This window comes from Burkholderia sp. MSMB617WGS (genome assembly GCF_001532025.2).
GTDB classification, from domain to species: domain Bacteria; phylum Pseudomonadota; class Gammaproteobacteria; order Burkholderiales; family Burkholderiaceae; genus Burkholderia; species Burkholderia savannae.
The window spans coordinates 364,023-388,627 of the sequence record NZ_CP013458.1 but is presented as its reverse complement, the minus strand read 5'-3'; the positions used below and the strand labels follow the sequence as shown (position 1 = coordinate 388,627).

The 24,605-nt window shown below is 65.4% G+C and carries 22 protein-coding genes; 7 read left to right on the top strand and 15 right to left on the bottom strand.

Features of this window, described 5'->3' with window-relative positions:
• Positions 1 to 18: 18 nt before the first annotated feature.
• Positions 19 to 957, top strand: a complete 939-nt coding sequence (locus tag WT60_RS21755) for a hypothetical protein (RefSeq protein ID WP_059576543.1) — start codon at positions 19 to 21, stop codon at positions 955 to 957.
• Positions 958 to 975: 18 nt separating this feature from the next.
• Positions 976 to 2,130, top strand: coding sequence for a ferritin-like protein (locus WT60_RS21750; protein ID WP_038746209.1), 1,155 nt, complete (start codon positions 976 to 978; stop codon positions 2,128 to 2,130).
• Positions 2,131 to 2,262: 132 nt separating this feature from the next.
• On the opposite strand, the gene WT60_RS21745 is transcribed toward WT60_RS21750, so the two are convergent.
• Positions 2,263 to 3,015: a class II aldolase/adducin family protein gene (locus WT60_RS21745; RefSeq protein ID WP_060356101.1), complete on the bottom strand. Its 753-nt coding sequence runs from the start codon at positions 3,013 to 3,015 to the stop codon at positions 2,263 to 2,265.
• A 298-nt stretch (positions 3,016 to 3,313) separates the two neighbouring features.
• On the opposite strand from WT60_RS21745, the gene WT60_RS21735 reads away from it, so the two are divergent.
• On the top strand, positions 3,314 to 3,970 hold the full coding sequence (locus tag WT60_RS21735) for a uracil-DNA glycosylase family protein (protein WP_082759413.1): 657 nt from the start codon (positions 3,314 to 3,316) through the stop codon (positions 3,968 to 3,970).
• Positions 3,971 to 4,103: 133 nt separating this feature from the next.
• On the opposite strand, the gene WT60_RS21730 is transcribed toward WT60_RS21735, so the two are convergent.
• The 5 genes from WT60_RS21730 to WT60_RS33885 all read right to left on the bottom strand — a co-directional run bounded on the left by WT60_RS21730 (position 4,104) and on the right by WT60_RS33885 (position 9,280).
• Positions 4,104 to 6,038: a Xaa-Pro dipeptidyl-peptidase gene (locus WT60_RS21730; RefSeq protein WP_060356102.1), complete on the bottom strand. Its 1,935-nt coding sequence runs from the start codon at positions 6,036 to 6,038 to the stop codon at positions 4,104 to 4,106.
• On the bottom strand, positions 6,035 to 6,316 hold the full coding sequence (locus WT60_RS21725) for a hypothetical protein (RefSeq protein WP_236860911.1): 282 nt from the start codon (positions 6,314 to 6,316) through the stop codon (positions 6,035 to 6,037). The genes WT60_RS21730 and WT60_RS21725 overlap by 4 nt, the downstream gene beginning before the upstream one ends.
• Before the next feature lie 23 nt (positions 6,317 to 6,339).
• On the bottom strand, positions 6,340 to 7,854 hold the full coding sequence (locus tag WT60_RS21720) for a S8 family peptidase (protein WP_081989468.1): 1,515 nt from the start codon (positions 7,852 to 7,854) through the stop codon (positions 6,340 to 6,342).
• Positions 7,823 to 8,068 (bottom strand): hypothetical protein, encoded by a 246-nt coding sequence (locus tag WT60_RS34630; RefSeq protein WP_186448673.1) that lies wholly within the window; start codon positions 8,066 to 8,068, stop codon positions 7,823 to 7,825. The genes WT60_RS21720 and WT60_RS34630 overlap by 32 nt, the downstream gene beginning before the upstream one ends.
• 981 nt (positions 8,069 to 9,049) lie before the next feature.
• Complete coding sequence (locus WT60_RS33885) at positions 9,050 to 9,280, bottom strand: hypothetical protein (RefSeq protein ID WP_145986849.1); 231 nt, start codon at positions 9,278 to 9,280, stop codon at positions 9,050 to 9,052.
• A gap of 293 nt (positions 9,281 to 9,573) precedes the next feature.
• Here WT60_RS33885 and WT60_RS21710 point away from each other — a divergent pair, with 293 nt between their 5' ends.
• From WT60_RS21710 to WT60_RS21700, 3 genes are all read left to right on the top strand, one after another.
• Complete coding sequence (locus tag WT60_RS21710; RefSeq protein WP_038746198.1) at positions 9,574 to 10,266, top strand: heavy metal response regulator transcription factor; 693 nt, start codon at positions 9,574 to 9,576, stop codon at positions 10,264 to 10,266.
• Complete coding sequence (locus WT60_RS21705) at positions 10,263 to 11,717, top strand: heavy metal sensor histidine kinase (RefSeq protein ID WP_059671419.1); 1,455 nt, start codon at positions 10,263 to 10,265, stop codon at positions 11,715 to 11,717. Before WT60_RS21710 ends, WT60_RS21705 begins: the two co-directional genes overlap by 4 nt.
• Positions 11,718 to 11,867: 150 nt before the next feature.
• Positions 11,868 to 12,209, top strand: a complete 342-nt coding sequence (locus WT60_RS21700; RefSeq protein ID WP_038746192.1) for a DUF4148 domain-containing protein — start codon at positions 11,868 to 11,870, stop codon at positions 12,207 to 12,209.
• A 186-nt stretch (positions 12,210 to 12,395) separates the two neighbouring features.
• Here WT60_RS21700 and blaOXA read toward each other — a convergent pair whose 3' ends face one another.
• The 7 genes from blaOXA to WT60_RS21665 all read right to left on the bottom strand — a co-directional run bounded on the left by blaOXA (position 12,396) and on the right by WT60_RS21665 (position 20,510).
• Positions 12,396 to 13,205, bottom strand: a complete 810-nt coding sequence (gene blaOXA / locus WT60_RS21695; protein ID WP_059576551.1) for an OXA-42 family class D beta-lactamase — start codon at positions 13,203 to 13,205, stop codon at positions 12,396 to 12,398.
• 28 nt (positions 13,206 to 13,233) lie between these two features.
• Positions 13,234 to 14,394 carry a class C beta-lactamase gene (gene ampC, locus WT60_RS21690; protein WP_236860910.1) on the bottom strand — a complete coding sequence of 387 codons (1,161 nt, stop codon included), beginning with the start codon at positions 14,392 to 14,394 and terminating at the stop codon, positions 13,234 to 13,236.
• Positions 14,395 to 14,776: 382 nt separating this feature from the next.
• The gene (locus tag WT60_RS21685) at positions 14,777 to 17,614 is read right to left on the bottom strand and encodes a bifunctional YncE family protein/alkaline phosphatase family protein (protein ID WP_060356103.1); all 2,838 of its coding nucleotides are present in this window, start codon (positions 17,612 to 17,614) and stop codon (positions 14,777 to 14,779) included.
• A gap of 517 nt (positions 17,615 to 18,131) precedes the next feature.
• On the bottom strand, positions 18,132 to 18,968 hold the full coding sequence (locus WT60_RS21680) for an FTR1 family protein (protein WP_038746181.1): 837 nt from the start codon (positions 18,966 to 18,968) through the stop codon (positions 18,132 to 18,134).
• 12 nt (positions 18,969 to 18,980) lie between these two features.
• A complete protein-coding gene (locus WT60_RS21675; protein WP_038746178.1) occupies positions 18,981 to 19,319 on the bottom strand; it encodes a cupredoxin domain-containing protein in 339 nt (112 codons plus the stop codon).
• A 518-nt stretch (positions 19,320 to 19,837) separates the two neighbouring features.
• Positions 19,838 to 20,275 carry a hypothetical protein gene (locus tag WT60_RS21670; protein ID WP_059671416.1) on the bottom strand — a complete coding sequence of 146 codons (438 nt, stop codon included), beginning with the start codon at positions 20,273 to 20,275 and terminating at the stop codon, positions 19,838 to 19,840.
• Position 20,276: 1 nt separating this feature from the next.
• Entirely contained in the window at positions 20,277 to 20,510 is a 234-nt protein-coding gene (locus tag WT60_RS21665; protein ID WP_038746173.1) for a hypothetical protein, read from the bottom strand.
• A 516-nt stretch (positions 20,511 to 21,026) separates the two neighbouring features.
• Here WT60_RS21665 and WT60_RS21660 point away from each other — a divergent pair.
• A complete protein-coding gene (locus tag WT60_RS21660) occupies positions 21,027 to 21,515 on the top strand; it encodes a DUF411 domain-containing protein (RefSeq protein ID WP_059671415.1) in 489 nt (162 codons plus the stop codon).
• Between the two features lie 89 nt (positions 21,516 to 21,604).
• Here WT60_RS21660 and glmS read toward each other — a convergent pair whose 3' ends face one another.
• Both glmS and WT60_RS21650 read right to left on the bottom strand, forming a co-directional pair.
• On the bottom strand, positions 21,605 to 23,422 hold the full coding sequence (gene glmS / locus WT60_RS21655; RefSeq protein WP_059576587.1) for a glutamine--fructose-6-phosphate transaminase (isomerizing): 1,818 nt from the start codon (positions 23,420 to 23,422) through the stop codon (positions 21,605 to 21,607).
• Between the two features lie 42 nt (positions 23,423 to 23,464).
• Positions 23,465 to 24,547 (bottom strand): hypothetical protein, encoded by a 1,083-nt coding sequence (locus tag WT60_RS21650; RefSeq protein ID WP_038746335.1) that lies wholly within the window; start codon positions 24,545 to 24,547, stop codon positions 23,465 to 23,467.
• Positions 24,548 to 24,605 lie beyond the last annotated feature (58 nt).

Genomic DNA, 24,605 nt, shown 5'->3' with positions numbered 1-24,605 from the left:
TATCGCAAAGGAGCGTACATGAGCAGCCTCTACTCGATTCGCCCTGATTCGGGCTCCGAAAAAATCATGCTGGAACGCGTGTGGGACGGCGACGGCCCGCTCGCGCGCGGCTACACGAGCTTCGTCGCGCTACCGCACGCCGGCAAGCTCGATCTGATCGCCTACAACAAGGCCACGCAGAAGACCGATGTCTACACGCTCAGCGATGCGCCGCCGTGGATCGCTCCTGCCGATTCGAGGATCGATCTTGCGGGCGGCCCGTGGGACAGCGTCGCGTCGTTCGTGCTCGGAAACGTGCCGTACCTGCTTACGTATCGCGCGGACGACGGCACGTTCGGCTTCTTCGCGATCGCAGCCGACCTGAGCGCATCGCCGCCGTACAAGTTCGCACTGCCGCGCAACACGCCGACGCGCGGCTTCACGAACGTCGCGCCGTTCACGTCGCTCGGCCAGCAATACATCCTCGGCTACGACTTCAACACGGGACGCGTCGCGAATTTCAGCGTCGCCGTCACGCCCGCGTCGACGGGCGGCACGCCGCCCCTTCTCGCGCTGAACGTCTGGTATCACGAATGGGCAAAAGGCTGGACGCAGTTCTCGTTCTTTCAGCTGGGCGGCGCGAACTTCTTCTTCAAGATCAACACCGCGAAGCTCAACGTCAACATCGATCACATTCAGGACAATCCGGCGCTCGGCACCGTCGAAGTCGGCAGTTATCTGCAGAACCAACTGCCGGACGCGCTGAAGATCACGAATGCGGCGTGCGTGCCTTGGGCGCACGGCGCACCGACGCTCGTCACGTACATCGCCGGCGACGGCGCGACGGCCGTCTACCGGATTCACGCGGACTGTCTCGGCTGGACGCGCATCGGCGCCGCCACGACAGCCGCGGGCGCGTCCCACGTCGTGCCGTATCGCGTCGGCGGCACGTCGTATGCGCTTTTCTATCAAGGCTGACTTGGCGAGGAACATGCGATGAACCCGAACACCGTACCGCCCGCCGCGCGCGACCTCGCGTGGATCAAGCGCGCGCTGCAGACCGCGATCGAGCTCGAATACTCGACGCTGCCTCTGTACCTGTCCGCGATGTTTTCGTTGGAAGTCCAGAATTACACCGCGTACAACGCAATCCGCAGTGTCGCGATGGAAGAGATGGTGCACATGGCGATCGCGTCGAATCTGCTCGCGGCTTTAGGCGGCTCGCCGCAATTCGCGACGATCCGGATCGCCTATCCGACGGCGGGACTGCCGGGCGGCGCGGAGCCGGATCTGCACGTCGGCCTCGCGCGCTATTCGAAGCCGCAACTCAAAAACTTCCTGCGCATCGAGACGCCCGCGTTCCTGCTGCGCCAGTTGGGCCGCGACGAAAGCTATCCGACGATCGCCGCGTTCTACGAGAGCATCCGCGACGCGGTCGAGCGCAACGCGGACGCGGTGCGCGCGGCGGTGCAGGCGGGCGGCCCGTCCAACCAGGTCGGCGACGATATCGGCTTCACGACGGTCACGTATACGCCCGGCGTCGATCCCGTCGAATCGTTCTATGCAGGCATCGACGAAATCCTTCGGCAAGGCGAAGGTTCCAGCCGGGGCGACGTGTTCGCCGGCAATCCGTTCGAAAACGAAGAATCGCACTACGCGCGCTTCGCCGAGCTCTACTACGGCGCGCGCTACGAAGCGCCGTCGCCGCCTGTCGACTTCAATCCGAAGAACGAGCCGCTCTTCTTCTGCGGCCCCGCGATCACCGCGCCCGTCGTGATCAACACGCTCGCCGTGCCGCGCGACGGCTACGCCGACATCCTCGCGCTCGATCCCGACCGCGGCGCGGTGGAGAATGATCTGAACGCGTTCGACACCAGCTTCTCGACGATCCTGACGACACTCGACGCGGTATGGAACGGCCCGTCGGCCACGTCGTGGAAAACGCTCGGCGCAGCCGTGCACGGAATGGTCGACCTGCGCGTGCTGTCATGCTTCAACATCATGCGCCATCAGGTGCCGGCCGCGGCCCTCGCGCAACTCGGCGAGCTGTATCCCGACGAGATCGGCTACTTGCGCACCTACACCGATCTGTCGAAACCCGTGTTCTATGGCCCGAGGTTCGTCAACACGAATGGCAAGCAGGCGTCGTGAGCTGTCGGCACGACGACCGGCGTTGGGCGGCGCGCACCACGCGCGCCGCTCCTTTGTATTCGACATCGCGAGCGCGATGCATGCCCGGCTCGTGAATGCACGCGCTCGCAAGCGGCACGTGATCGCTCGCCGTCAAGTCTGGTAACTGTCGTCGCGGCGGTCTAGCTTGCGGATCAGCGCAGGCCACACGAACGCGCCGCCGAGGCCGCCCGTCTGCACGGACGCTGCCTCGGCGCTCGTCGCGACGATCTCGGGCGGTATCGCGATCAGTTCGCCGCCGCTTTGCGCGGCGATCTGGATCTGGCACGCCGTCTCGAACAGATACATCGCGAGAAATGCGTCCGCGATCGACGGGCCGACCGTCAGCAAGCCATGATTGCGCAGCATCAGGTACGTCGCGCGCCCGAGGTCGGCCTGCAGACGAGGCTTCTCGTCGTCTTTCAGCGCGACGCCTTCGTAAGCGTGATACGCGAGCGACAGCAGCACGAACGTAGATTGCTGCGAGATCGGCAGCACGCCGCCGCGCTGCGCGCTGACCGCGACGCCCGCGCGCGTATGCGTGTGCAGCACGCACTGCACGTCTTCGCGCGCGGCGTGCACCGCGCTGTGAATCACGAAGCCCGCGCGATTGACCGGATACGGCGAATCATCGACTTTGTTGCCGGCCTGATCGACCTTCACGAGCGACGACGCGGTGATCTCTTCGAACATCATTCCGTACGGGTTGATCAGGAAATGATGATCGGGGCCGGGCAGGCGCGCCGAGATGTGCGTGAAGATCAGATCGTCCCATCCGTGCATCGCGACGAGACGATAGCAGGCCGCCAGGTCGCAGCGGATTTTCCATTCGGCCGGCGCGATGCCGGCGGCGGATGCAGTGCTCATGAAGGATTCCTCTCGTTGCCGTCGACTGCCGGGCAGTCGCTCCCGATGCATTGTGGACGCGCTCGTCTCGCGCAGGCGAAGCGACGCCGATCACGCGCCCGCATCCGCTCGTCAAAGCCGCTCGCCGAATCCGCGCGCCATGCGCGACGCGTCGCCGCGACGAATTCGCACGCCACCCTACCAGTTTCACGCGCCGATGTGCATCGGGATTGCCAGCGTTCGCGCCTACGGACACGCGCTTCAAACGTTTGAAACGGGACGGATCGCATGTAGCGAAACGGTTGCATAATGGCGGGCGATGTCACCGAAACCAAACGACCCGCCGCCGATCCGCAAGGGCTCGCGCTCGATGCCCGCGCGACATGCGTCCCTCGACGCCCTCCTTCGCGAGATCCGCGCATGCACCGTCTGCGCGCCCCACCTTCCTTGCGGTCCGCGGCCGGTCGTGCGCGCACATCCGCATGCGCGCATCCTGATCGTCGGGCAGGCGCCCGGCGCGCGCGTCCATACGTCCGGCATTCCATGGGACGATGCGAGCGGCAAGCGGTTGAGAGCATGGCTGAACGTGGACGATGCGACGTTCTACGACGAATCGCTGTTCGCGATCGTGCCGATGGGGTTCTGCTATCCGGGACGCGGCGCGAGCGGCGACAACCCGCCACGGCCGGAATGCGCGCCGCTTTGGCTCGACAAGCTGCTGCGCGAACTGCCCGACGTCCGGCTGACGCTATTGATCGGTCAATACGCGCAGCGCCGCTTCCTCGGCACACGCCGCAAATCTTCGTTGACCGAAACGGTGCGAGCGTGGGCCGAGTACGCGCCCGAATTCATTCCGCTGCCGCACCCGTCGCCGCGCAATCAGGGCTGGCTCAAGCAGCATTCGTGGTTCGACACGCAAGTGCTGCCCGCGTTGCGCAACAAGGTGGCCGAACTGCTGCCGTCGCCGCAGGGGTAACGGCATCGGCAAACGAAGCGCTGATCGTCCGCGCTCTGCGCATCGCTCAGCGTGCGAATCGGCTTCGCCAAACGGCATCGCCGCGAGCAAGACGCTCGCGGCGATGCCTTGTTCGAGCGGCGCACGCCTGCCGTCAGGCCGGAAGCTGCGGCACCGTCACCGACGTTCCGGCCGGATCGAGCGTCAGCTCGGTGCCGGGCGTCGGCCGCAGCGTCGCCTCGCTGTCGCTCGACAGCACGACGAGCCCGAGCCGGTGCCCCGCTTCGAGCCTGTAGTCGCGCGGCATGAACGTGAGGCGCAGATCGTAAGGCATGCCGGGCAGCACCGGCTCCGAGAACCAGCTCGACACGCGGTTACGCGGATCGGTCCACGCACGAGTGACGATCGTCGCGCTGCCGTCCGGCGCACGATCGATCAACAGCGCGGTCACGTTCGCGGCCGCCGAGAACGTCAGCCGAACGCGCGCCTTCACGGTACCCGAGATCCGCGTCGCGCTCGCGAGCGGCGTCGTCTCGAAGCGGCTGCGATGCTCGCCCGTATTCGCGTTCGCCAGCGCAAGCGCCGTGATCCGCGCATCGTCGGTGAATTTCGCGAGCGGACCGCCCGTCGGCTCGCGCAGCAGTGTGCCGGCACTCGCGCCGTCGCCGCCGGCGAAATACGTGACCGACGAAGCGCCGCGCGCGGGCCAGCTCGCCTCCTTCAGCAGCGTGCCGTCCGCCTGCTCGATCACGGCACCCGGGCTGCGCTCGACGCCGTTGTCATAACCGAGCAGATAGCGCGTGAACCAGCGGTTCACCTGAGCGGTCCATGCGTCGGCCATCGCGGGCACGCGAGTCGGATCGGTGTGACGCGCGCGGTGCAGCCACAATTGCGCCGCCACGCCCTGACGCCTCATCGCGAGATACCACGACGTCGACTGCTCGGTTCGCACGTTGTCGTCGGCAAGCCCCTGGGCAACGAGCGCGGGCGCGACCGCAAGCGCGCTCGGAATGTCGCGCGCCGCCCAGAACGGCGAATTGTCGCCCGTCTTGCGATCCTCCTTCTGCAGCGCCTCGTCGATCAGGTGCGTGCAACGCTCCGGATGCGGATTCGTCAGCAGCGCCTTGATGTAGACGTCGACGTCCTCGCCCTGGTAGCCGTCGGGCGCGCGCACGAGCCCGCCCGAGCGGTAGTAGCCGTACATGTTCGACAGCCCGGCAACCGGCACGATCGCATCGAGCCCGCGCGTGCGCAGGCTCGCGACCATCTTCGGCAGCGTACCGTCGTACGACACGCCGTACATGCCCACGTGGCCCGTCGACCAGGTCGCGACGACCGGTTTGCCGTTCGCATCCTTCGCGGCCGCGCCGCGTCCGAGCCAGCGGATCACCGACGCCATCGCCACCGATTCGTCGCGCGTCAGGATCGTCGGGCAGCCGTCCGAGCCTGCGGTGCCGAGCGAATCCGCATACACGACCGTGAAGCCGCGCGGCACGAAATAGCCCTCGATCCACGAACGCCCCGCGGCGGCCGCGTCGACCTGCTGCCAGATCCGCGTCTGCGGCGCGGCGGCCATGATTCGTGCGGAGACCGAAGCAGTCGGATGCGGCGTGCCGTCGAGCTCGACGTCGACGTTGTGGTTCGGGCTGTCGGCAAGTCCGTTGTAGTAAGGACTCGCCAGCACGATGACGGGCGTGCGGGCGCCCGCTGCAGTCTCGGACGGACGCACGACGCGCACGTGAATGCGGTCCTTCGCGCCGTCGCCGTCCGAATCGACGGGCGTCTCGACCCACGCTTCCTCGGAAATCGTGCCGCCCGACAGCGACGGCTGCGCCTGGCCGTTCTCGATCACGGGCCGATAACGGCCGCCGCTCGACAGATCGGCATACGGCACGCCGGACGGCGAGAAGCGCGCGGCGATCTGCTGCGCGCCGGCCGCGGACGGCGCGGCTCCCTCCTGTTGGACCTGAGCGAGCGCGGACGCACCCGGAACGCCGGCACCGTCTTCGCCGCCGCATGCGGCGAGCGTCGTAGCGGCCACGAGTGCGGCGATCCATGTGCGACGCGGTTCGATTCGATGAATTCTCATTGTTGTCCTTGTTTCGATGATCGTCTGGAAACGGTCATCCCGTGCGGGATGGCTTCTTGTCGAACATGCCGGCGAACGCTGCCGGCCATCTCGCGCGCGATGCCGCCCGGACGACGCCGGGCGTTCGCGACGCGATGCTTCGGCGCTGCCGACGCGGCATCGCCGGCCGGCAGCGCCGCGATGCGGGCGTTGCATATCAGCGTTTTCGCGCCTCGACTTGCCGCGCCGGTGCCCGCATCCCGCATGACGGGCATCGGCGCGCGCAAACGCGAAACCATTTCGCAACAACGCCCGCGTTCGCTCACTGCGCGGCGGCGTCGACCGCGTTGCCGGCGTCGAGCAAACCCGCGCCGCAGGTGCTCGTCGAGCAGTTCGATCCGCTCGCGAACGGACGCGCGCTCGACTGCAGCCGCTGCAAGACCTGCGATGGCGACAGCGCCGGATTCACGGCGAGCATCAGCGCGACCGTGCCCGCGACGTGCGGCGTCGCCATGCTCGTGCCGCTGTAGCTCGCGTAGCTGTCCGCGCCCGGCGACGTCCTGCCGGCGTTGAGCGTCGACAGAACGCCGACGCCCGGCGCGGCGATTTTCACGGCCGCGCCGTAATTGCTGAAGCTCGCGCGAACGCCGTTGCTGTCGATCGCACCGACCGCGATCACGCCTTGGCAATTCGCCGGCTGCGTCGTCGATACCGGGCCGCCGTTGTTGCCCGCGGCAACGACGACGTTCGCGCCACGCGACGTGATCTCGTTGATCGCACTCTGGTATGTCGTGCTGCATGTGCGGCCGTATCCGCCGAGGCTCAGGTTCAGCACCTTCGCGGGATTCGGGTTCGAAGGCGCGCCTGGCACCGACAGGCCCGCCGCCCAGCGCATGCCGTCGACGATGTCGCTCAGCATCCCGCCGCATTTGCCGAGCACGCGCACCGGCAGCACCTTGCCGACCCACGAGATGCCCGCGACGCCGAGGCCGTTGTTCGTCACCGCGCCGATCGTGCCCGCTACGTGCGTGCCGTGCCACGAGCTGTTGCTCGCGCCGCAGCCGTAGAACGGACCGCTCGGATCGGCGTCTTCCTGCACGGTGACCCAGTCGCCCGGGTCCGACGCGTCGCTGTCGCGGCCGTTGCCGTCGTTCGCGATCGCCGGATCGGAGATGAAGTCGTATCCGGGCACGAGATTCGCGGCGAGATCCGCGTGCGGCCGATAGCCGGTATCGATCACGCTGACGACGACGCGCGACGATCCGGTCGTGCGATCCCATGCCTTCGGCAGATTCGCGCCGCCCTTCGGATTGAAGTAGCCCCACTGCTCGGAATAACGCGTGTCGTTCGGCACGAGGAACGGATGCATCCGCGCGTCGGGTTCCGCATACTCGATCGCACCATCCGTCGCGAAGTCGCGCGCGAGCCCCTCCGCTTCGGCGAGCGACACGCGGCGCTGCAACGACAGCACGGTCGCGCCGCCCGACATGTCGCGCTTGATGCGAATGCCCGCGGCGGGATCGGCGAAATTGCCGGGCGCCGACGCAGCGGCTGCGCCGAACGCGCGCCCGGCCGCGCGCGCCTTGCGTGCGGCGAGCACGCGGTCGATGACCGCCTGGACGTCGGCGTGCGCGGCCTTCGCGATCGACGAATCGGACGACGAATCGGGCGACGTCTTCGCGACGCGCAACTTGACGATCAACTGATTGACCGCGTCGGCGGGGCCGGGAACTTGCGGCGCGGCCGAGGTTTCCGCCTGCGCGACCGAGGCGAACCCGGCCAGCGCGGCACAAAGGACGGTCAGCTTAAACGAAGCAGTACGAATTAACGTAGACATGCCCATACTCCCCCAAACGAGATTGAACGGAATGAGTCGACGATGTTGTGTTGTAGCTGCTTGCTTCGCTGCGCTGCCGGCAAGAAAGGACGCGCCGCGCCGATGCGAACGATGGGAATCGACTGGACGACGTGTTGCCGACAAACCGGTTGCGGCCGATCGAATCGCCCGCCGCGCGGGCCGGGCGATTCGTCTTCCGCCAGATCTGCGTCATGGGAACCGCTCGGAACGGTGGCCCGTTCCGTCTGCCCCACCCTCTCAGGTTCTTTTTGCCGCGTTTGTATTTATCGGTGCGTCTTTGCGACTCGTCAGGCCCGCATCAAGCGTTTGCCGCGTCGTTCGACGAAGGCAAACTCGGATTACATTCATATTTCTAAATGTCGACACGAAATCGCACGCGGCGAGAAGCGCCGGACCGCCGGATCTGCCGGCAGCGGCCGCTGCCGGCTCGGATCGCCGTCAAATTCGCGATTCCGAGCTTGCGCCGCGCAATCCATTTTCTTTCCAAAAGCTTGCGCAAAACTTATCTCGCTGAAATCCTCATGTCAAACATTTTTAGCTGATATCAAAAAAAGTTTCGTTCCCGCCACTTGGAGGAGAATCGGCTTCCGCGCTTTCGCCCAATTACCGGGCCGCGCCACTCGCGCGCCTCGCGCGACGACGCGTTGTTTCTCCGTACCGACGGTCTCGTAGAAGAAAATGGCAAACGAGCAAGAAAGCGCCAGTCGCGGGCGCGGAACAGAGAGATTTGCGGAGCCCGGATCGCGTGTGCAGGAATGGCCTTCCTCCGCGCGTTTCGTGCGCTGCGGCGGCGGTTTCGCGCTCGGGCACATCGCGTTGCCATGGTGGGCGCATATTCCGTCACGAAATGGCGATTCGAGTGAGGCTTCGTGCGTCACGGCCCGCTCGTTCGAAGCAGGAATCGCTACGGGCGCTGCTTTTGCAGCAGGCCAACTCTGCTCGTGCGGTGCAGCACGCGGCGCATGCCATATATCCCTACGCCGTATAAGGAATACTCCGGCGCGTTTGCGTGTGCCGCTCGACAAATTCCGGACTTTTCATCGCGTGCATCCGCAGCGCGTTGCTTCGCACTTCGAGATCGCAACCGCGCGTTTTCGTTTTTCAGCAATGTCGCGTGACGCCGAAAGGATGCAGACGGCGTGTTTCGGCACGGCGATTTGACGATCGGCGAGCATCACGGGTGATCGATATCCGTGCGTCGTTGCGTGCCGATATCCGCTTCGCCGACAAATTTCCATTCGTTCGCGCCGAGAAGTTCAATCGCTCGCCGGCGTGCGCGCATGACATTCTTGTCACGTTCAGTTGACACAGGAAAACGCTGGACGTCGCCGACGATCAGACGGCCTCGTCGCGCGACCGGTCGATGAACGTCGACATCGCCGTGAAGAACACGCGAACGACGCACCGAACATCATGCAACGGCTCGCACGACGCCGCGCGCCTCGTACGCATCGTACGCATCGTACGCTTCGTCAAGCGCCGGCGAACGCTTCCGCGATTCGCTTCCCGCCGATCACCGTCACGATCGCGCGCGCCTGCCCGCTTCGCCGATTGGTTCTCGAATGCGACGTTTTATCGCGACACGCGCCGACGAAAAACGATACTCGCTTCGCACGTTTAATCACGCACACCGAAATGTTGAACTGTGAACGACACGCATTCTCAAAGAATATTTAACGCAATCTTAATGAGTTTGAAATGAAGGTCCTTATCGTAGAAGACGAGCCGAAGACGGGCATGTATTTGAAGCGTGGGCTCACCGAAGCCGGCTTCGTTTGCGACTGGACACAAGACGGCATCAGCGGCCTGCATCAGTTGCGCACGGAGAACTATGACCTCGCGATACTCGACGTGATGCTGCCCGGCTGCGACGGCTGGACGATCGTGCGCGAACTGCGCAGAACGCATCGCACGCCGGTGCTGTTCCTCACCGCGCGCGACCATGTCGACGATCGCGTGAAGGGCCTCGAGCTCGGCGGCGACGACTATCTCGCGAAGCCGTTCGATTTCGCCGAGTTGCTCGCACGCGTGCGCTCGCTGCTTCGGCGCGGCCAGGCGACCGATGCGCCGGTGTTGCGCGTCGCGAATCTCGAGCTCGACCTCATCCAGCGCAAGGCGCGCCGCCAGGGCAACACGATCCTGCTCACCGCGAAGGAATTCCTGCTGCTGTGGCTGCTGATGCGCCGGCAAGGCGAGATCCTGCCGCGCTCGCTGATCGCATCGCAGATCTGGGACATCAACTTCGATAGCGATTCGAATGTCGTCGACGCCGCGATCAAGCGCGTGCGCGCGAAGGTCGATCAGGATTACGAGCCCAAGCTGATCCATACGGTCCGCGGGATGGGATATGTTCTGGAGCAGCGAGGCGAGCCGTGCGAATCGTACGCATGATGCAGAGGCTCGTGCCGCGCACGATGCGCGGGCGGCTCGCGATCAAGTTCGCGCTGTCCACGTCGGTTCTGCTCGCGATCAGCGGCCTGCTGCTGTACGAAACGCTCACGCGCACGTTCGCGTATTCGTCCGAGCGCGCGATGGAAACGACGCTCGCCGGCATCGTCGCGCACGTCGGCGAAGCGCGCAGCATCGCCGAGTTGCGTGAAAAGGGAACGCGGTTCTACTACTCGTTCCATAGCGACGAGAAAGTCGATTTCGCGATCTACGACGCGCGCGGCACCGCGTACATGCAAAGCGGCTGGTACGTGCCGTACGGCGGCGTGCAGCGGGCCAAGCCCGGCCTCGATCCCGCGATCGTCGACGACAAGCGCAATGCAAAGCGCTATCTCGTCGCCGACGCGCGGCTCACCGGCAATCCCGGCTTGCCGCTGCGCGTCGCCGTTCAGTACGATTTCCGTCGCGAGCAGTCGCTGCTGCGCACGTGCGCGATCAGCATCGTCGCGATCATCCTCGTCGGCACGGCCGTCGCGGCGACGCTCGCGTACTGGATCGCCGCATACGCGCTCAGGCCGCTGCGCCGCTTCGCCGCGCAGGCCGATCAGATCTCGAGCAGCCGTCTCGCACAGCCGCTGACCGAAACGGAAATGGCGGGAGAGCTGCGGGAACTCGCGGTGTCGTTCAACCGGATGCTCGCGCGCCTGAACGCGTCGTTCACACGGCTGAAGGAGTATTCATCCGATCTCGCGCACGACATCCGCACGCCGCTCACCAACCTGCTCGCCGAGGCGCAAGTGGCGCTGTCGCAGCGGCGGTCGGTCGACGAATATCGTCAGGTGATCGAATCGAGCGTGGAAGAGTATCAACGGCTCGCGCGAATGGTCGACGACATGCTGTTCCTCGCGCGCGCGGACGGTCATCAGAACAAGCTCGACATCGAGCCGATCGACGCCTATGCGATGGCCGATCGGATCGTCCGCTACTACGAGACGGTGGCGGAGGACCGCGGCATCGGGATCGCCGTCGAAGGCGAAGCGAGCTTCAACGGCGACCTGATCCTCGTGCAGCGGGCGCTGAGCAATCTGTTGTCCAATGCGATTCGCCATGCGCCTGACCACTCGATGGTCGTCGTCCGCTGCGAACAGGCCGGGCGGAATGCCGTGATCGCCGTGACCGACAGCGGACGCGGAATCGAAGCCGTGCATCTGCCGCGAATTTTCGATCGCTTCTATCGCGTCGACCCTTCGCGATACGACTCGGCGTCGGGCACGGGCCTCGGGCTCGCGATCGTGCGCTCGATCATCACCGAGCACGGCGGCGACTGCTGGGTCGAAAGCGTGCCGAACGTCTTCACGACGTTCTTCCTGCGCTTTCCTCGCGAGCATACGGCAGAGGACGCCGATTACATGGCGGCGGGTCATGATCCGCGTTGGCATCTCGAACAGACTTGAGTCATTTCGTGAATCATTTTAAATTCGAATTCGGCTTTTTCATCAAAATGACAAAAACTTCATATGGGAGTCACGTTGCCGGAGGGCCCCTTGTTCAAAATGTCAATCATCGAATTCTCCTTCTGAATTCGATATTGATATGGAGAACGTATGAAAGCCAAATTCCTTACTGTCGCCCTCGCCGCCGCGCTCGTTTCGCCTGCGGCATTCGCGGACGCACCGGCCGGGAAAACGCGCGCCCAGGTCTACCAGGAGCTGGTCGAGGCCAAGGCCAACGGGCTCGACTACGTGACCGACGCGTCGTATCCGGAAATCTCGCCGCTCTACGCGCCGCGCTTCGCGAACAAGGCCAAGCCGCAGCAGCCGACGCACGCAATCGCCGATACGCGCGGCGACGCGAAGGCGGGCTCGTCGGGCCGCATGTCCGAGGCGGCGCAGGATGAGCGCTGCGTCGGCCCGCGCACGTTCTGCAACCCGTATGCCGGGTCCTGAACGTCATGGCTGCGTCCCGCGTGATCGCGGATGAACATGCGGCAGGCCGTCTTGCAACGCCTGCCGCTTCCCGTCGGTCGAATAGATGCGCGGCCGAAAGCACGCCGGCGCGTGTGGTATCGCGCGAGGAGTCGCCGATACGAGGAATGCCGGTGCGTTCGATCGCCCGCGTCGATCGCCCGCGCGTCAGCGCACAGCCAAGCGCTGCGGCAGCTCGCGCATGAACGCGTCGCGCGTGCGTATGCCGGTGGAGACGGGCTCCTTGCGCTCGTCCTGCGTGAGGCTCGCGAACACCAGCGTCTGCTTGCCGCGCGCGATCCAGCCGACGAACCAGCCGAACCCATGCGCTTCGTCGCGCGTGCCGTCGGCCAGAAGCGGATAAGCCATGCCGGTCTTGCCGTGCACGACCGTGCCGTCGGCAAGCGTCGCGGTATCGACGATCCGCTCGGTCATGTCGATCGCGTGTGCCGACACGGGCAGTTCGCGATTCAGCATCCTGCGCAGGAATCCGATCTGTTCGAGCGGTGAGATCTGCAGCGACGAGCCGATCCACGCGCGCTCGAGACCGTTGTTCTTGCCGGGGTCGCCCGACACGTCCGCATTGCCGTAGTCGAACGCCTTCGCATATTGCGCGAAACGCTGCGCGCCCAGATGATGCGTGACCTGCTGCGAATACCACACGACCGAATACTTGAGCCACCGAGTCGGATCGGTCGGCTGCTTCCACGCCGCGCCGCCCCAGTCGACGTAGCCGTCGCGATACGGCAATACGGGCTCGTGCTCGTTGCGCAGGAAGCCCGCGTCGTAGCCCATCAGGCTTATCGCGATCTTGAACGTCGAAGCGGGCGTCGCGCGACGGCCGCAATCGCCGTCCTTCAGCAAGAACCTGCCCGTGGCCGCGTCGGCGATCGCGGTGCAGACGGGCTTCGCGTGCGCCGAGGCGGCGACGCAGCCAAGCAGAACAAGTGCGCTCGACAGCGCATATCGGATTTTCATTGTTGATCTGGATGAGTTGGTGTGCATGTCATCGTTCGGCCCGAACGATCGAGTCGACGATTGTATAACCCGCCGTCACTCGTTCGCCCAGCGGATACGATTTGTTCGCGAGAATCACGACGCCGACCTTCTTCGACGGCACGAACGCGACATACGTCGAGAACCCGTTCGTCGATCCGGTCTTGTTGATCCACACGTCCTGCTTCGGCGGCAGCGGCGGATTGAACGGCTTCGCGACGACATCCTTGCCGATCAGATCGTTGCCCGCGAGCAGCTTGTCGAGACTCGCCGGATACGGGTATTGCTCCCAGATGAGGCTCTGGATCATGCCGTCCGCGTCGTAGTAGCCGACGTGCGTCGCTTTCATCGCGCGCCCCCATTTTTCGCTCAGCGGCACAAGCCCCATGTTCGCATCGACGAAGCGGATCAGATCCGTCGTGCACGATCTGACGCCGTACGCCTCGGACGCGAGCACGCCCGCCTTCAGCCGAATCGGCGCGTCCTGCTTCGTGTAGCCCTGCGCATAATCGCCTCGCTGCTCGGCGGGCACGTCGATGTAGCTGTGCGTCATGCGAAATTCGGGAAACAGGTTCTTCTCGATCAACGTCTCGAAGCGCTCGTTCATGCTCGCCGCCGCGATCATCCCGAGCGTGCCGATGCCGAGATTCGAATAGACGCGGTGCGTGCCCGGCGTATGTTCGGGCCGCCAGTTCTTCAGGTAGTCGAGCAGCTCGGCGGTATTCGTGATCGTGTCGGGCACGAACAACGGCAGGCCGGATGTCTGCGTGCCCATGTTCAGCAGGCTGATCCGATCGAAGCCGCTGCCTTGCAGCGACGGCAGGTAGCGGCTCACGCTGTCGGCAAACGACAGCTCGCCGCCTTCCTGCGCATACGCGGCGAGCGTCGCCGTGAACGTCTTGCCGAGCGAACCGATCTCGAACAACGTCCGGCCGGTAACGGGCCGCCGCGTCGCTTTCGACGCGACGCCATAGTTGTAGAAGTAATGTCGGCCGTCGATGCTCACCGCGATCGCGAGCCCCGGAATGCCGTACTTCTGTTGCAGCGGTTGCGCAACGGCGTCGACGATGCGTTCGACGTCCGCCGGCTCGATGCCGCGGGCGGCGTGCGCGGCGGTTGCGATGCAGCAGCTCAGCGCGAGCCACATCCTGATGACGAACTGCGTACTCATGCGCATGGCGAATCGGAAAATTCGGAGCGTTCGGGAGGTTCGAATCCGGACCGTCGGCGCTTTGCCGTCGACGGCGAGACGGCGCGTCACATACGGCGCGGCGCAGCGCGGCGTCCTTGCATCGATCGCATCGGTATGCCCGAAATGCCGATCGATCGTGAAAGACGGCGGCCGGACTTCGGCTTTCGGCGAGGAATTATTACAAACGTAAGGCGTCCGGACAAGCGACGATCGCACGCACGAGATCGCCGCCGTGCGGCGAACGATGCCCCAAAAAACCAAACGGACCGGCGCGAAGCCGATCCGTTTTTCCCTGCGCGCACCGCCGTCTCGCGCATTCCGACCGGGCGGCGCACCCGCGCATCGTCCGGCGGCGGGTGCATCATCCTCGCGCCGCGCTCCTCGCTTGCGACACCTTCACGTCGTCATCGTCGTCGCGGCGATGGGGCGTCACGCGTTCGCCGATGCGCGCCGGGTACGCCCGGCCGCTCATCAACCCCTTCCACAGCACCTTGTTGTATGCCACGGCATCGATCTTGTCCTCGACCGAGAAGTCCATGCCGCGCGTCGCGAGCGCCCAGTAGCGCATTCCGTGCGTTGGCTTCAGCGCGGCCGTCTTGATATCGCCGGCCGGAATCGGCAGCTGCGTGTTCGCGAGCAGGCCCGACGCGACCGCCTTGAAGTTCCATTTCGACTGGTTCAGATCGAACACGTCGGTCATCGGGCCCTGCGTCGCATCGAAGAGCCCGAGGTGATCGAGGCCGAGCACTTCGGTGATCGTGCGGATCATGTTGACCGTCGTGTAGTGCGTACTGACGACCGCATTCTGCTTCACGTACGGCCCGATCACGAACGCCGTGCTGCGATGCGCGTCGACGTGATCCGGGCCGTCCTGCGCGTCGTCCTCGACGACGAAGATCAGCGTGTCGGCCGCATACGGGCTGTTCGCGACCGCCTGCGCGACGCGGCCGACCGCATAGTCGTTGTCGGCCATCTGTATCTCCGGCGTATTCACGCCGTCGAGCGCCGTCGCATAGGAGCCCGTATGATCGTGCGGCAGGCGCAGCAGCGTCAGCGACGGCATCTGGCCGTTCGCGACGAAGCCGTTGAACTCGCGCTCCCACTCGAGTTCGCGATAGAGATCCGGATACGCGTTGTCGTAGCCGCGAAAGTACGGATCGGTGCGATCGACGAGCGCCGGGCTCGTCGCATACGTCTGCACCGCGTGATCGACGAACGGCGTGCGGTCCGGCGGGATCGCGCTCGGGCCGCTGTAGCGCGCGAGATCCGCGAAGAAGCCGTAGTTGCGCACCGTGAGGCCCGCGCGCAGCGCGGCGTTCCAGATGTAGCCCTGCTGGAGCGCGTCGGACGGGCCATCGGGCGCCGACACGTCGGCATTGCCCGGCAGCAGATCCGGATCGGCCGGCAGCGACGGATTCGCGGCCGCGCGCTGCGCACCCGCCAGGCCGACGTTGACGTTGCGGTTCGCGCCCTCCCAATCGTACGAGCCGCCGCGCGCGCCCGAGCGCGCCGGGCTGTTCGCATAGTTGACGGGCAGCATCTTCGCGCCCGCGTCCGATTCGCGCGCACCGGTGCTCCACGGCCAGCCGTCGCCGCTCACGTCGCCCGAGTCGTAGAAGTTGTCGAGCGTGACGAACGTTCTCGCGAGCGCGTGCATGCTCGGCGTCGTCGCGTCGGGGAATTCCGCGAGCGACGGATCGCTGTTGCCGCGGCCGACGTCGCCGAGAATCTGGTCGTACGTGCGGTTCTCCTTCACGATGTAGATCACGTGCTTGATCTTCTTGCGCAGCGCGGTCATCGTCGCGATATCGTTCGCCGTGAGCGCAGCGTTGAAGCTGTTGTTGTTCGCGACCTGCGTCGTCAGTTGATCGAGCGTCTTGCTGCCCGGCGCCGGCATCCACATGAGGCCGCCCTTGCTCAGTTGTTCGATGTACTGATTCTCGACGAGCTTGACCGGCGTGTTCTTCACAGGGCACGGCACGGTGCGGCCGCTGTCCTTGCAGTTGCCCGGATTCGGACCGGGCATGTTCTTCGTGTAGACGACGTACAGCGCGTTCGCCGCGCCGAGCGCGACGTCGGACGGATACCAGCCGGTCGGAATCAAGCCCGTGACGACGGGCGACGAGCCCGCGAGCGAAATCACCGCGACGTCGTTCGTGCCGCGGTTCGTCACGTACAGCGTGCGCTCGTCGGCCGACAGCGCGAGTCCGTTCGGCGACGCGCCGCGATACTGCATCTCCGTGACGAGGCCGGCAGGCGCGACCGTCGACACCGTCGACACGACCTTGTTCGCGGCCGTGTCGATCACCGAAACGACGTCCGCGTTGTCCGACGCGACGTAGAGACGCGTCTGCGCGGCGTTCAGGATCATCTTGTTCGGATTGCCGTTCACCGGAATGCGCCCGACGACCTGCGGCGCGTTCGTCGAGATGTCGACGACGACGATCTCGCGATCGCGTTCGCTCGATACGTAGGCGGTCTTGTTGCCGACGACGCGCACCGCGTTCGGATATTCGCCGCCCGGCACGCCGGACGCGCCGCCGCTCTTGCCCGGCCGCAGATCGCGCTCGGCGAGCACCGCGCCCGCCGCGAGATCGACGAGCGTGACCGAATCGTTGTAGCGATTCGCGACGACCGCGCGCTTGCCGTCCGCCGTCACGTCGACGCCCGTCGCGAGCGGCGTGCTGCCGATTCCATTGCCCGTCTTGTGATTCAACGCGATCGGCGCGCCCGCCTCGCCCCAAGCGCCTTGCGAGAACGCGAAGCCGTGCAGATTGTCGTCGCCGCCGCCCGTCACGTAGAAATGCCGGCCATCCTGCGCGAACGCGATGCCGACGTAGGTGTCGGGCACCTGCAGCACCTGCTTCTTGACCGGCGCGCCGCCGGCAACGTCGAACACGAACACATACTCGTTCGAGTCCGCCTTCACCATCTTGCCGTTCGCGTCCAGCACGTTGTTGTAGCCGCTCGTCAGCACGAGCAGCGTCTTGCGGTCGGGGCTGAGCGCCTCGGAAACGGGCTGGCCGGCAACGTAGTTCGGCAGATCCGCGAGCCCCGGATTCAGCGCGACGAACGCCGTGCTCGGCGCCGCGGCGGGTGAAATCAGTTGGCCCGTCGCGAGCAGCGTCGTGCTGGTGTCGCCGAGCGCGGGCGTGTCGACGGAATCGCTGTTGCACGCGGCAAGCGCGAGCGTCGTCATCCCAACGAGCAGGAAACGTCTATGCACGATCGAACCTCTTCGAGAAGGCGCGGCGCCATACCGCGGCAGCGGCAGCGTCGTAACGATTGGTAATGAAGAGGAAAACTAACGGTGCGCGGTGACCCGACGATGACAGCGCCGAAAACAGGCGATGCGCGAAGCGATGGAGAAATCGCGCCGGAGAAGACGCGGCGGCCGCGAGGCGGGGCCGGAGCGAGTCGAACGACATCGCGGCATGGGTTCGCAGACGGCCATGGCCGCGCGGCCATTGCGTCGCGCAAGCGCAGTCGCGCCGCCTTCATCGTTCGCGACGGCCGCCCATTTCAAAGCCGAACGTGACGATACGCAATCCGCATCATTCCGCGCGCATGACGCTTCACGCAGTTCGCATCGGAAACGACGGGAATCGACGCCGCGCTCATCGAGCTTCGGCCGTCGCATCATCGCGCTGGCCGCTGCGGGCAGGCGCGCCGGAATGCAACGCCGCCGCTCGCGCGCGTCGCGGACAGACGCCCCGTCAAGCCGCCTGCGTCGGCGACGCGGCCGTCGCCTGCGTGCGCGCCACTTTGCGGGCGAGCAGCACGATGACGAGCAGCGTGCCGACGTACGCGGCAATCTGAATGCCGGCCGGCCGCGCCGTATAGCCGACGAGCGTATGCAGCATCTTGCCGGCGACGCTCGATTCCTTCAGCAGCCACGACGTATCCCACACGGTGTCGCCCCACGACGGCAGCCACCCGGCCGACACGAGAAACCCGACACCCTGGCTCGCCATGCCCGCCGCGAGCAGGACGATCAGCGCATTGGTCACGGAAAAGAGGCGCTTCAGCGGAATTTGCAGCAGCCCGGCGTACATGCCTACGCCGAGCCCGACGCCGCCGAGCACGCCGAGCGCGCCGCCGGCGATCATCTGCGGCGTTTGTCCGGGATCGCTCGCCGCGATGCCGTACAGAAACAGTACGGCTTCCGAACCTTCACGCAGCACGGCGACGCCGACGACGACCGCGAGCCCCGTCAACGGCCGGCTGCCGGCGGCGACCGCCTTGCCGATCGTCGACAGCTGCTGCGCCATCTCGCGGCCATGCTTGCCCATCCAGATGCTGTGCCACGCGAGCATGATCGTCGCGACGAACATCACGCCCGCGTTGAACACCTCCTGCCCCATGCCCGACGCCCATGCCGAGATGACGTCGGCGAACGCCGCAATCAGCGCGGCGCCGATCACGCCGCCGAGCAGGCCGCCGCTCACCCACCATCCTCGCCCTGGCACGCCCTTGGTCGCCGCGAGGACGATGGACACGACGAGCGCTGCTTCGAGCACTTCGCGAAAGACGATGACGGCGGTGGAGAGCATGTTTCGCGGTGCTTACTTGACGGTCAGTTTGGTTTTCGATTCGGCTTCGTGGTACTCGTCGTGAAACTCGTACGTGCCGGCCTTGAGCGGCCCGATGAAGACGTCGACCTGCTTGCCCGCGGGAACCACCTTCTCCGCCTTGAAATCGTCGCTTTCGAATTCGGCGGGCGTCGTGTCGAGGTTCTTGACCGTCACCTTCACCTTCTTGCCCGCCGGAATCGTGAAATTCGCCGGCGAGAATTTGTGATCCTTGAGCGTGAGGACGTACGTGTCGTCGGCTGCGAATGCGTGCGTCGCCGAAGCCGCGAACGCGGCCAGCGCAAGCGCGGAAATCGTCTGAAGAGTGTTCATGGAAGCGAGCGGTTGTGAGATGCGGACGATAATAGGAGCGATTCTCGTTCAGACAATTCGATATCCTTATTCTTGTTGTGGTCATCTCGTGCGGCGCGGTTTGCGAATGCATCGCGGGATGACGATGCGCCGGGCTTTCGAAGCCCCATGCGGTGCCGTCAATTAGGCAAAGCACCTGTCGTTTTCCGCATCGTCTGAAGAAAGTTTTCGGCGGCGGTCGGCCACGGTCGCGTGCATGCCGATCGCACCCGGTCGCTCCGCATTGAAATTGAAAGGCATCCGTAGGATTGATCGTCGACGTTCGGTCCCGGCGCACGTCGACGACCATTTGCTCGCGCCGTCGCTTCGCAAACGGAACGATTCACCGCTTTGCTTCGTCCGGATGAAATCGAATTGCCGCGGGCTGCGCCGCGGCCTGCCTCCATTCCACCGGACGTCATGCCGGCTACCTCATGCTCGATGCCAGCCGCGAACGGCAACGCCGCCCGAATGCCTCCGCCTTCATCAAAACCCGCGCGCTATTCGGCGCGCGGCTCATAGATGACGACGGGGCATTGCATGCAGGCGGCGCTCGCGTGCTGCGCATACCACCTGCACGTGCTTCGGATGCCGCACTTCGGCAGCCCTTCTACCGGCGTCGACAGCACGGCCGGTTCCTTCACGATCGCATCGACGAGCCCGCAACGGTGTTCGGCCCACTGCGCACACTTTCCGCCCAGACACGGGCCGAGAAAGCGAACGCGGTTCTCGACCGGAACGCCGTTCGCGCGGAGGCCGTCGAGCAATTCGCTGCTGATCGGAATCTTCGGGCTGATGTAGGCGACGGTACCGCCCTCCATCACCGCGCCCAGCACCGCTGAAGCCGACTCGGCCGGCGCGCTCGGGCAGGTGCCGAGCGACGTCTCGCCCGCCTCCGTCCGAACCGCGCCGGCGGAGATTCCCCCGGCCGGCGTCATGTCACTCTCCGCTTTCTTGTTCCGAGACTCTCAGCAAGCGCTCCGCCGCTTCGGCCACGATGACCTTTCCGCCGTTCGGCAATATGACATTCCACGCAGGCCCCCTGATCTGCGTGGAATTCTCGCCGACGAGCGCGGTGAGCAGCGCGATGTTCATATGCGCGGACGCATGCGCGATTTGTTTCTCGTCCAAAGCCGCGCCGGAAACCGTGATTTTGAATTCGGTTGGTTTCATGCTTGTCTCCACAGGCTATTTCAGTTGTTGATGACCTGCACCGGGACTCTTGTTTTTTGCGCCGCGTAACGGATTAAAGCTAGTTCATCGAAACTTCCAAGTCAAAATTTTGTCCTTTACATGATAATTAGATAATCGAATTAAGTGATTGGATAATGCATCGCCCAATGCGGCGATGCGGTTCGATAAAAACTTCATGCTTGATTTCGCGTTTCGGCCGAACCGGAGAATTCGATTCGATCACGAGAGACGCGAATCGGAACCCGTTCGATGCATGCCAGGCCATCCGACGGATAAAGGCCCGGCCGGACGCAAAAGCACGCCGCAGTGCGACGCGATGTCGCGGCATCAGCGAACTGCCGCGACGCCGGGAAAACCGATAGCTGTGCGATGGCCCGTTACAATGGCCGGGAATCGCGATCGACCATTTGTATCGGTTCGATCGCAGCCGCAAGCAAGGACCGCGGCTAAAAGCGGAACATCGCCGATATCCCCTCCACTCCGACGGAAAGCCCCATGACCCGACCTTTCGAAAACAAGCCGATTTCTCACGCAAGACGCGCCTTCGCCACCGGATTGGCGCTGCTGCCCGTCATCGCGTTTTCGCAAAAAGCGGCCGCGAAGCCCGTCGTGCAGGTGTGGAAGACGCCCACGTGCGGATGCTGCGAAGACTGGCTGTCGCATCTGAAGAACAACGGCTTCGACGTGGCGGTGCACAATGTCGAGGACACGGCCGACGCGCGGCAAAAAGCCGGCATGCCCGAGCGCTTCGCGTCGTGCCATACGGGCGTCATTCAGGGATATGCGCTCGAGGGGCATGTTCCCGCACGCGAGATCAAGCGTCTTCTGCGGGAACGGCCGAACGCGATCGGGCTCGCCGTGCCGGCGATGCCGATCGGCTCGCCCGGCATGGACGGACCGGCGTACAACGGCCGTCACATGCCGTACGACGTGCTTATCATCAAGCGCGGCGGCCAGTCGAGCGTGTATCAGTCGTATAGCTGACGCGCCAGCCTTCCTGTAGGGGGCCGCGATTGCGGCGTGCATCCGGCGAGATCGCGTGCGCTCGAGGATGCGCACCGCACCGCCCCTCCCTACTCGACCGTCACCGATTTCGCCAGGTTCCTCGGCTTGTCGATATCCGCCCCCCTGATGCAAGCCGCGTGATACGCGAGCAGTTGCAACGGCACGACGTGCAGGATCGGCGACAACAGCCCGTAATAGTCCGGCATCCTCATCACCGAAATTCCGTCGCGGTTGTCGATCCGCGTGTCCGCGTCGGCGAAGACGTAGAGCTGCCCGCCGCGCGCGCGCACCTCCTGCATGTTCGACTTGAGCTTCTCGAGCAGCGCGTCGTTCGGCGCGATCGTCGCGACCGGCATCGTGTTCGTCACGAGCGCGAGCGGCCCATGCTTGAGCTCGCCCGCCGGATACGCTTCCGCGTGAATGTACGAAATCTCCTTCAGCTTCAGCGCGCCTTCAAGCGCGATCGGATAGTGCAGCCCGCGCCCGAGAAAAAGCGCGTTCTCGTGCCGGGCGAACTCGTCCGCCCAGCGCGCCACCTCCAACTCGAGCGCGAGCACGTCCTCCAGCGCGCCGGGCAGGCGGCGCAGTTGCTGCGTGTAGCGCGCGAGCTGCGCGTCGTCGACGCGGCCGCGCATTCGCCCGAGCGTGACCGCCAGGATGAAGAGCGCGACGAGCTGCGTCGTGAACGCCTTCGTCGACGCGACGCCGATCTCCGGGCCCGCCCGCGTCAGGAAGCGCAGCCCGGTCTGCCGCATCATCGCGCTCGTCGGGACGTTGCAGATCGCGAGCGTGTCGATGTGGCCGAGCGCCTGCGCGTACTTCAGCGCGGCGAGCGTGTCGGCCGTCTCGCCCGACTGCGACACGACGACGATCAGCGTATTCGGCATCGCGACCGCGTCGCTGTACCGGTACTCGCTCGCGATCTCGACCTGCGCGGGTAGCCGCGCGATCGTCTCGAGCCAGCGGCGCGCGGTCAGTCCCGCGTAGTGGCTCGTGCCGCACGCGAGAATCAGCACGTTGTCGATCTGCTCGAACGCGCGCCGCGCGTCATGGCCGAACACCGCCGGATCGAAGAGCCCCGCGTCGGGAATCGTCGCGGCCACCGCGTGCGGCTGCTCGAAAATCTCCTTCTGCATGAAGTGCCGATAATCGCCGAGCTCGACCGCGCCCTGCGTCGACGGCACGGTCTGCACCGTGCGCTCGACCGGCGCGCCGCTGCGATCGACGATCCGCACGCCGCCCGGCGTCAGCTCGACGATGTCGCCTTCGTCGAGAAAGATGAACTGATCGGTGATGCCGGCGAGCGCGAGCGCGTCCGACGCGAGAAAGCACTCGCCGTCCTTCAATCCGACGACGAGCGGCGAGCCCACGCGCGCGCCGATCAGCCGGTTCGGCTCGGTCTTGCTGAACACGGCGATCGCGTACGCGCCGCGCAATTGCGACGTCGCGTCGCGAACCGCGGACAGCAGGTCGCCGCGATACTTGCTGTGGATCAGATGCGCGACGACTTCGGTATCGGTCTGTCCGTCGAACTCGTAAAGCTGTTCGGACAGCTGCGTGCGCAGCGCTTCGTGATTCTCGATGATGCCGTTGTGCACGAGCGCGATGTGATCGCGCGAGAAGATCGGATGCGCGTTGCAGGTCGCGGGCGCACCGTGCGTCGCCCAGCGCGTGTGCGCGATGCCCGTGCTGCCGGTGAGGCCGGCCGTGCGCACGTGCGCTTCGAGATCGGCGACGCGCGACACGCTGCGTTCGCGTCGCGCCTCGCCGTCGACCAGGGTCGCGACGCCGCACGAGTCGTAGCCGCGATATTCGAGACGCCGTAAGCCTTCGATCAGAATCGGAACGATGTTCCGTTGCGCAACCGCGCCGACGATGCCACACATGACTCGTTACCTCGAGTGACTAGCGATGCCCGCGCGTCTTCTTCAACGCAGCACGGCGGCGGCCGACGCCGTCGTGAACCCGCAGCGCGCGGGCGCGACCGGATCGGCCATCTTGCTTTCGAATGCGAGATAGAGCGTCTCCTCGAGCACGTTCCAGTGCGGGCCGTGCCGGTAAGGACCGGAGCGCGCGTGCCAGCACGCGACGGTGTTCCAATCGTTCATCTTGTACGCGACGAGCGCGATCAAGCCCCACGGAAAATCGGTGCCGGCGAGTTGCAGCCACGTCTTGCCGTAGCGGCGCATCCATTGCGCGTAGATCGTCGCGTTCGATTGATCGGGCACGCGGATGCCCGACAGGATCGGGAACACCTGCGCGACCTTCTCCGGGTAGAAGCTCGTGTCGCCGATTTGCTGCGTGCTCGCCCGGAAGCCCGACTGCGTGCCGCGCCAGAACACCTGCAGGATCGCCGCCGACAGCCGGTCGGCGCGCTGGCTCCACGGGCCCGCGTGCGTGTAGTCGGAGCGGCGGATGTAATACGCGGCGAGCGCCTGCAGCGCGCTGTGCACCTCGACGTTGTCCATCAGCAGCGCGACGTGCAGCGTCGGCGAAATCTGGTAGACGCCCGTGCGTTTGTCGAGCAACGTATCGAGATGCGCGCTCGCCCGCGCGAGGCTGCGCTCCCAGTTCGCCGGCATCCCGTTCTGCGGCGCGAAGCGCGCGAGCAGTTCCATCCACGTCGCCATCATCGAATCGTCCGCATCCGCATCCGCGCATGCGGTGTATTGGCCGTCCTTCACGCAGAAGCGGTCGAAGCCGCCGTCCGCGCGTTGGCGCGGCAGCAGCCATGCAATCCATGCGCGCGCGGCCCGGTGCGCGTCGAGCTGCGCGTCGGCGGCGGCGAGAAGCGCCTTCGCCGCGAAGTACGGATCGATGCCGGCCCCGTTCAGGCGCACGGTGATCGCGCCGTCGGGCCGCTGGTAATAGCCGCTCAGTTGCAGCTCGGCGGCGTGCGCGCACAACGCGACGCCGCACATGGCAAGCAGTACGACGCGCGATGCGCGGCGTAGCAGAAGGCGAGCCGCCCCGCATGCGCGAGCGGCCGCGACGAGCGCGGGCCGGTTCATGATGTCGTGCGCTTGCGCGCGGTTGGGCTTCGAGGTCGCCGCCGCCGTGCGCGGCCGA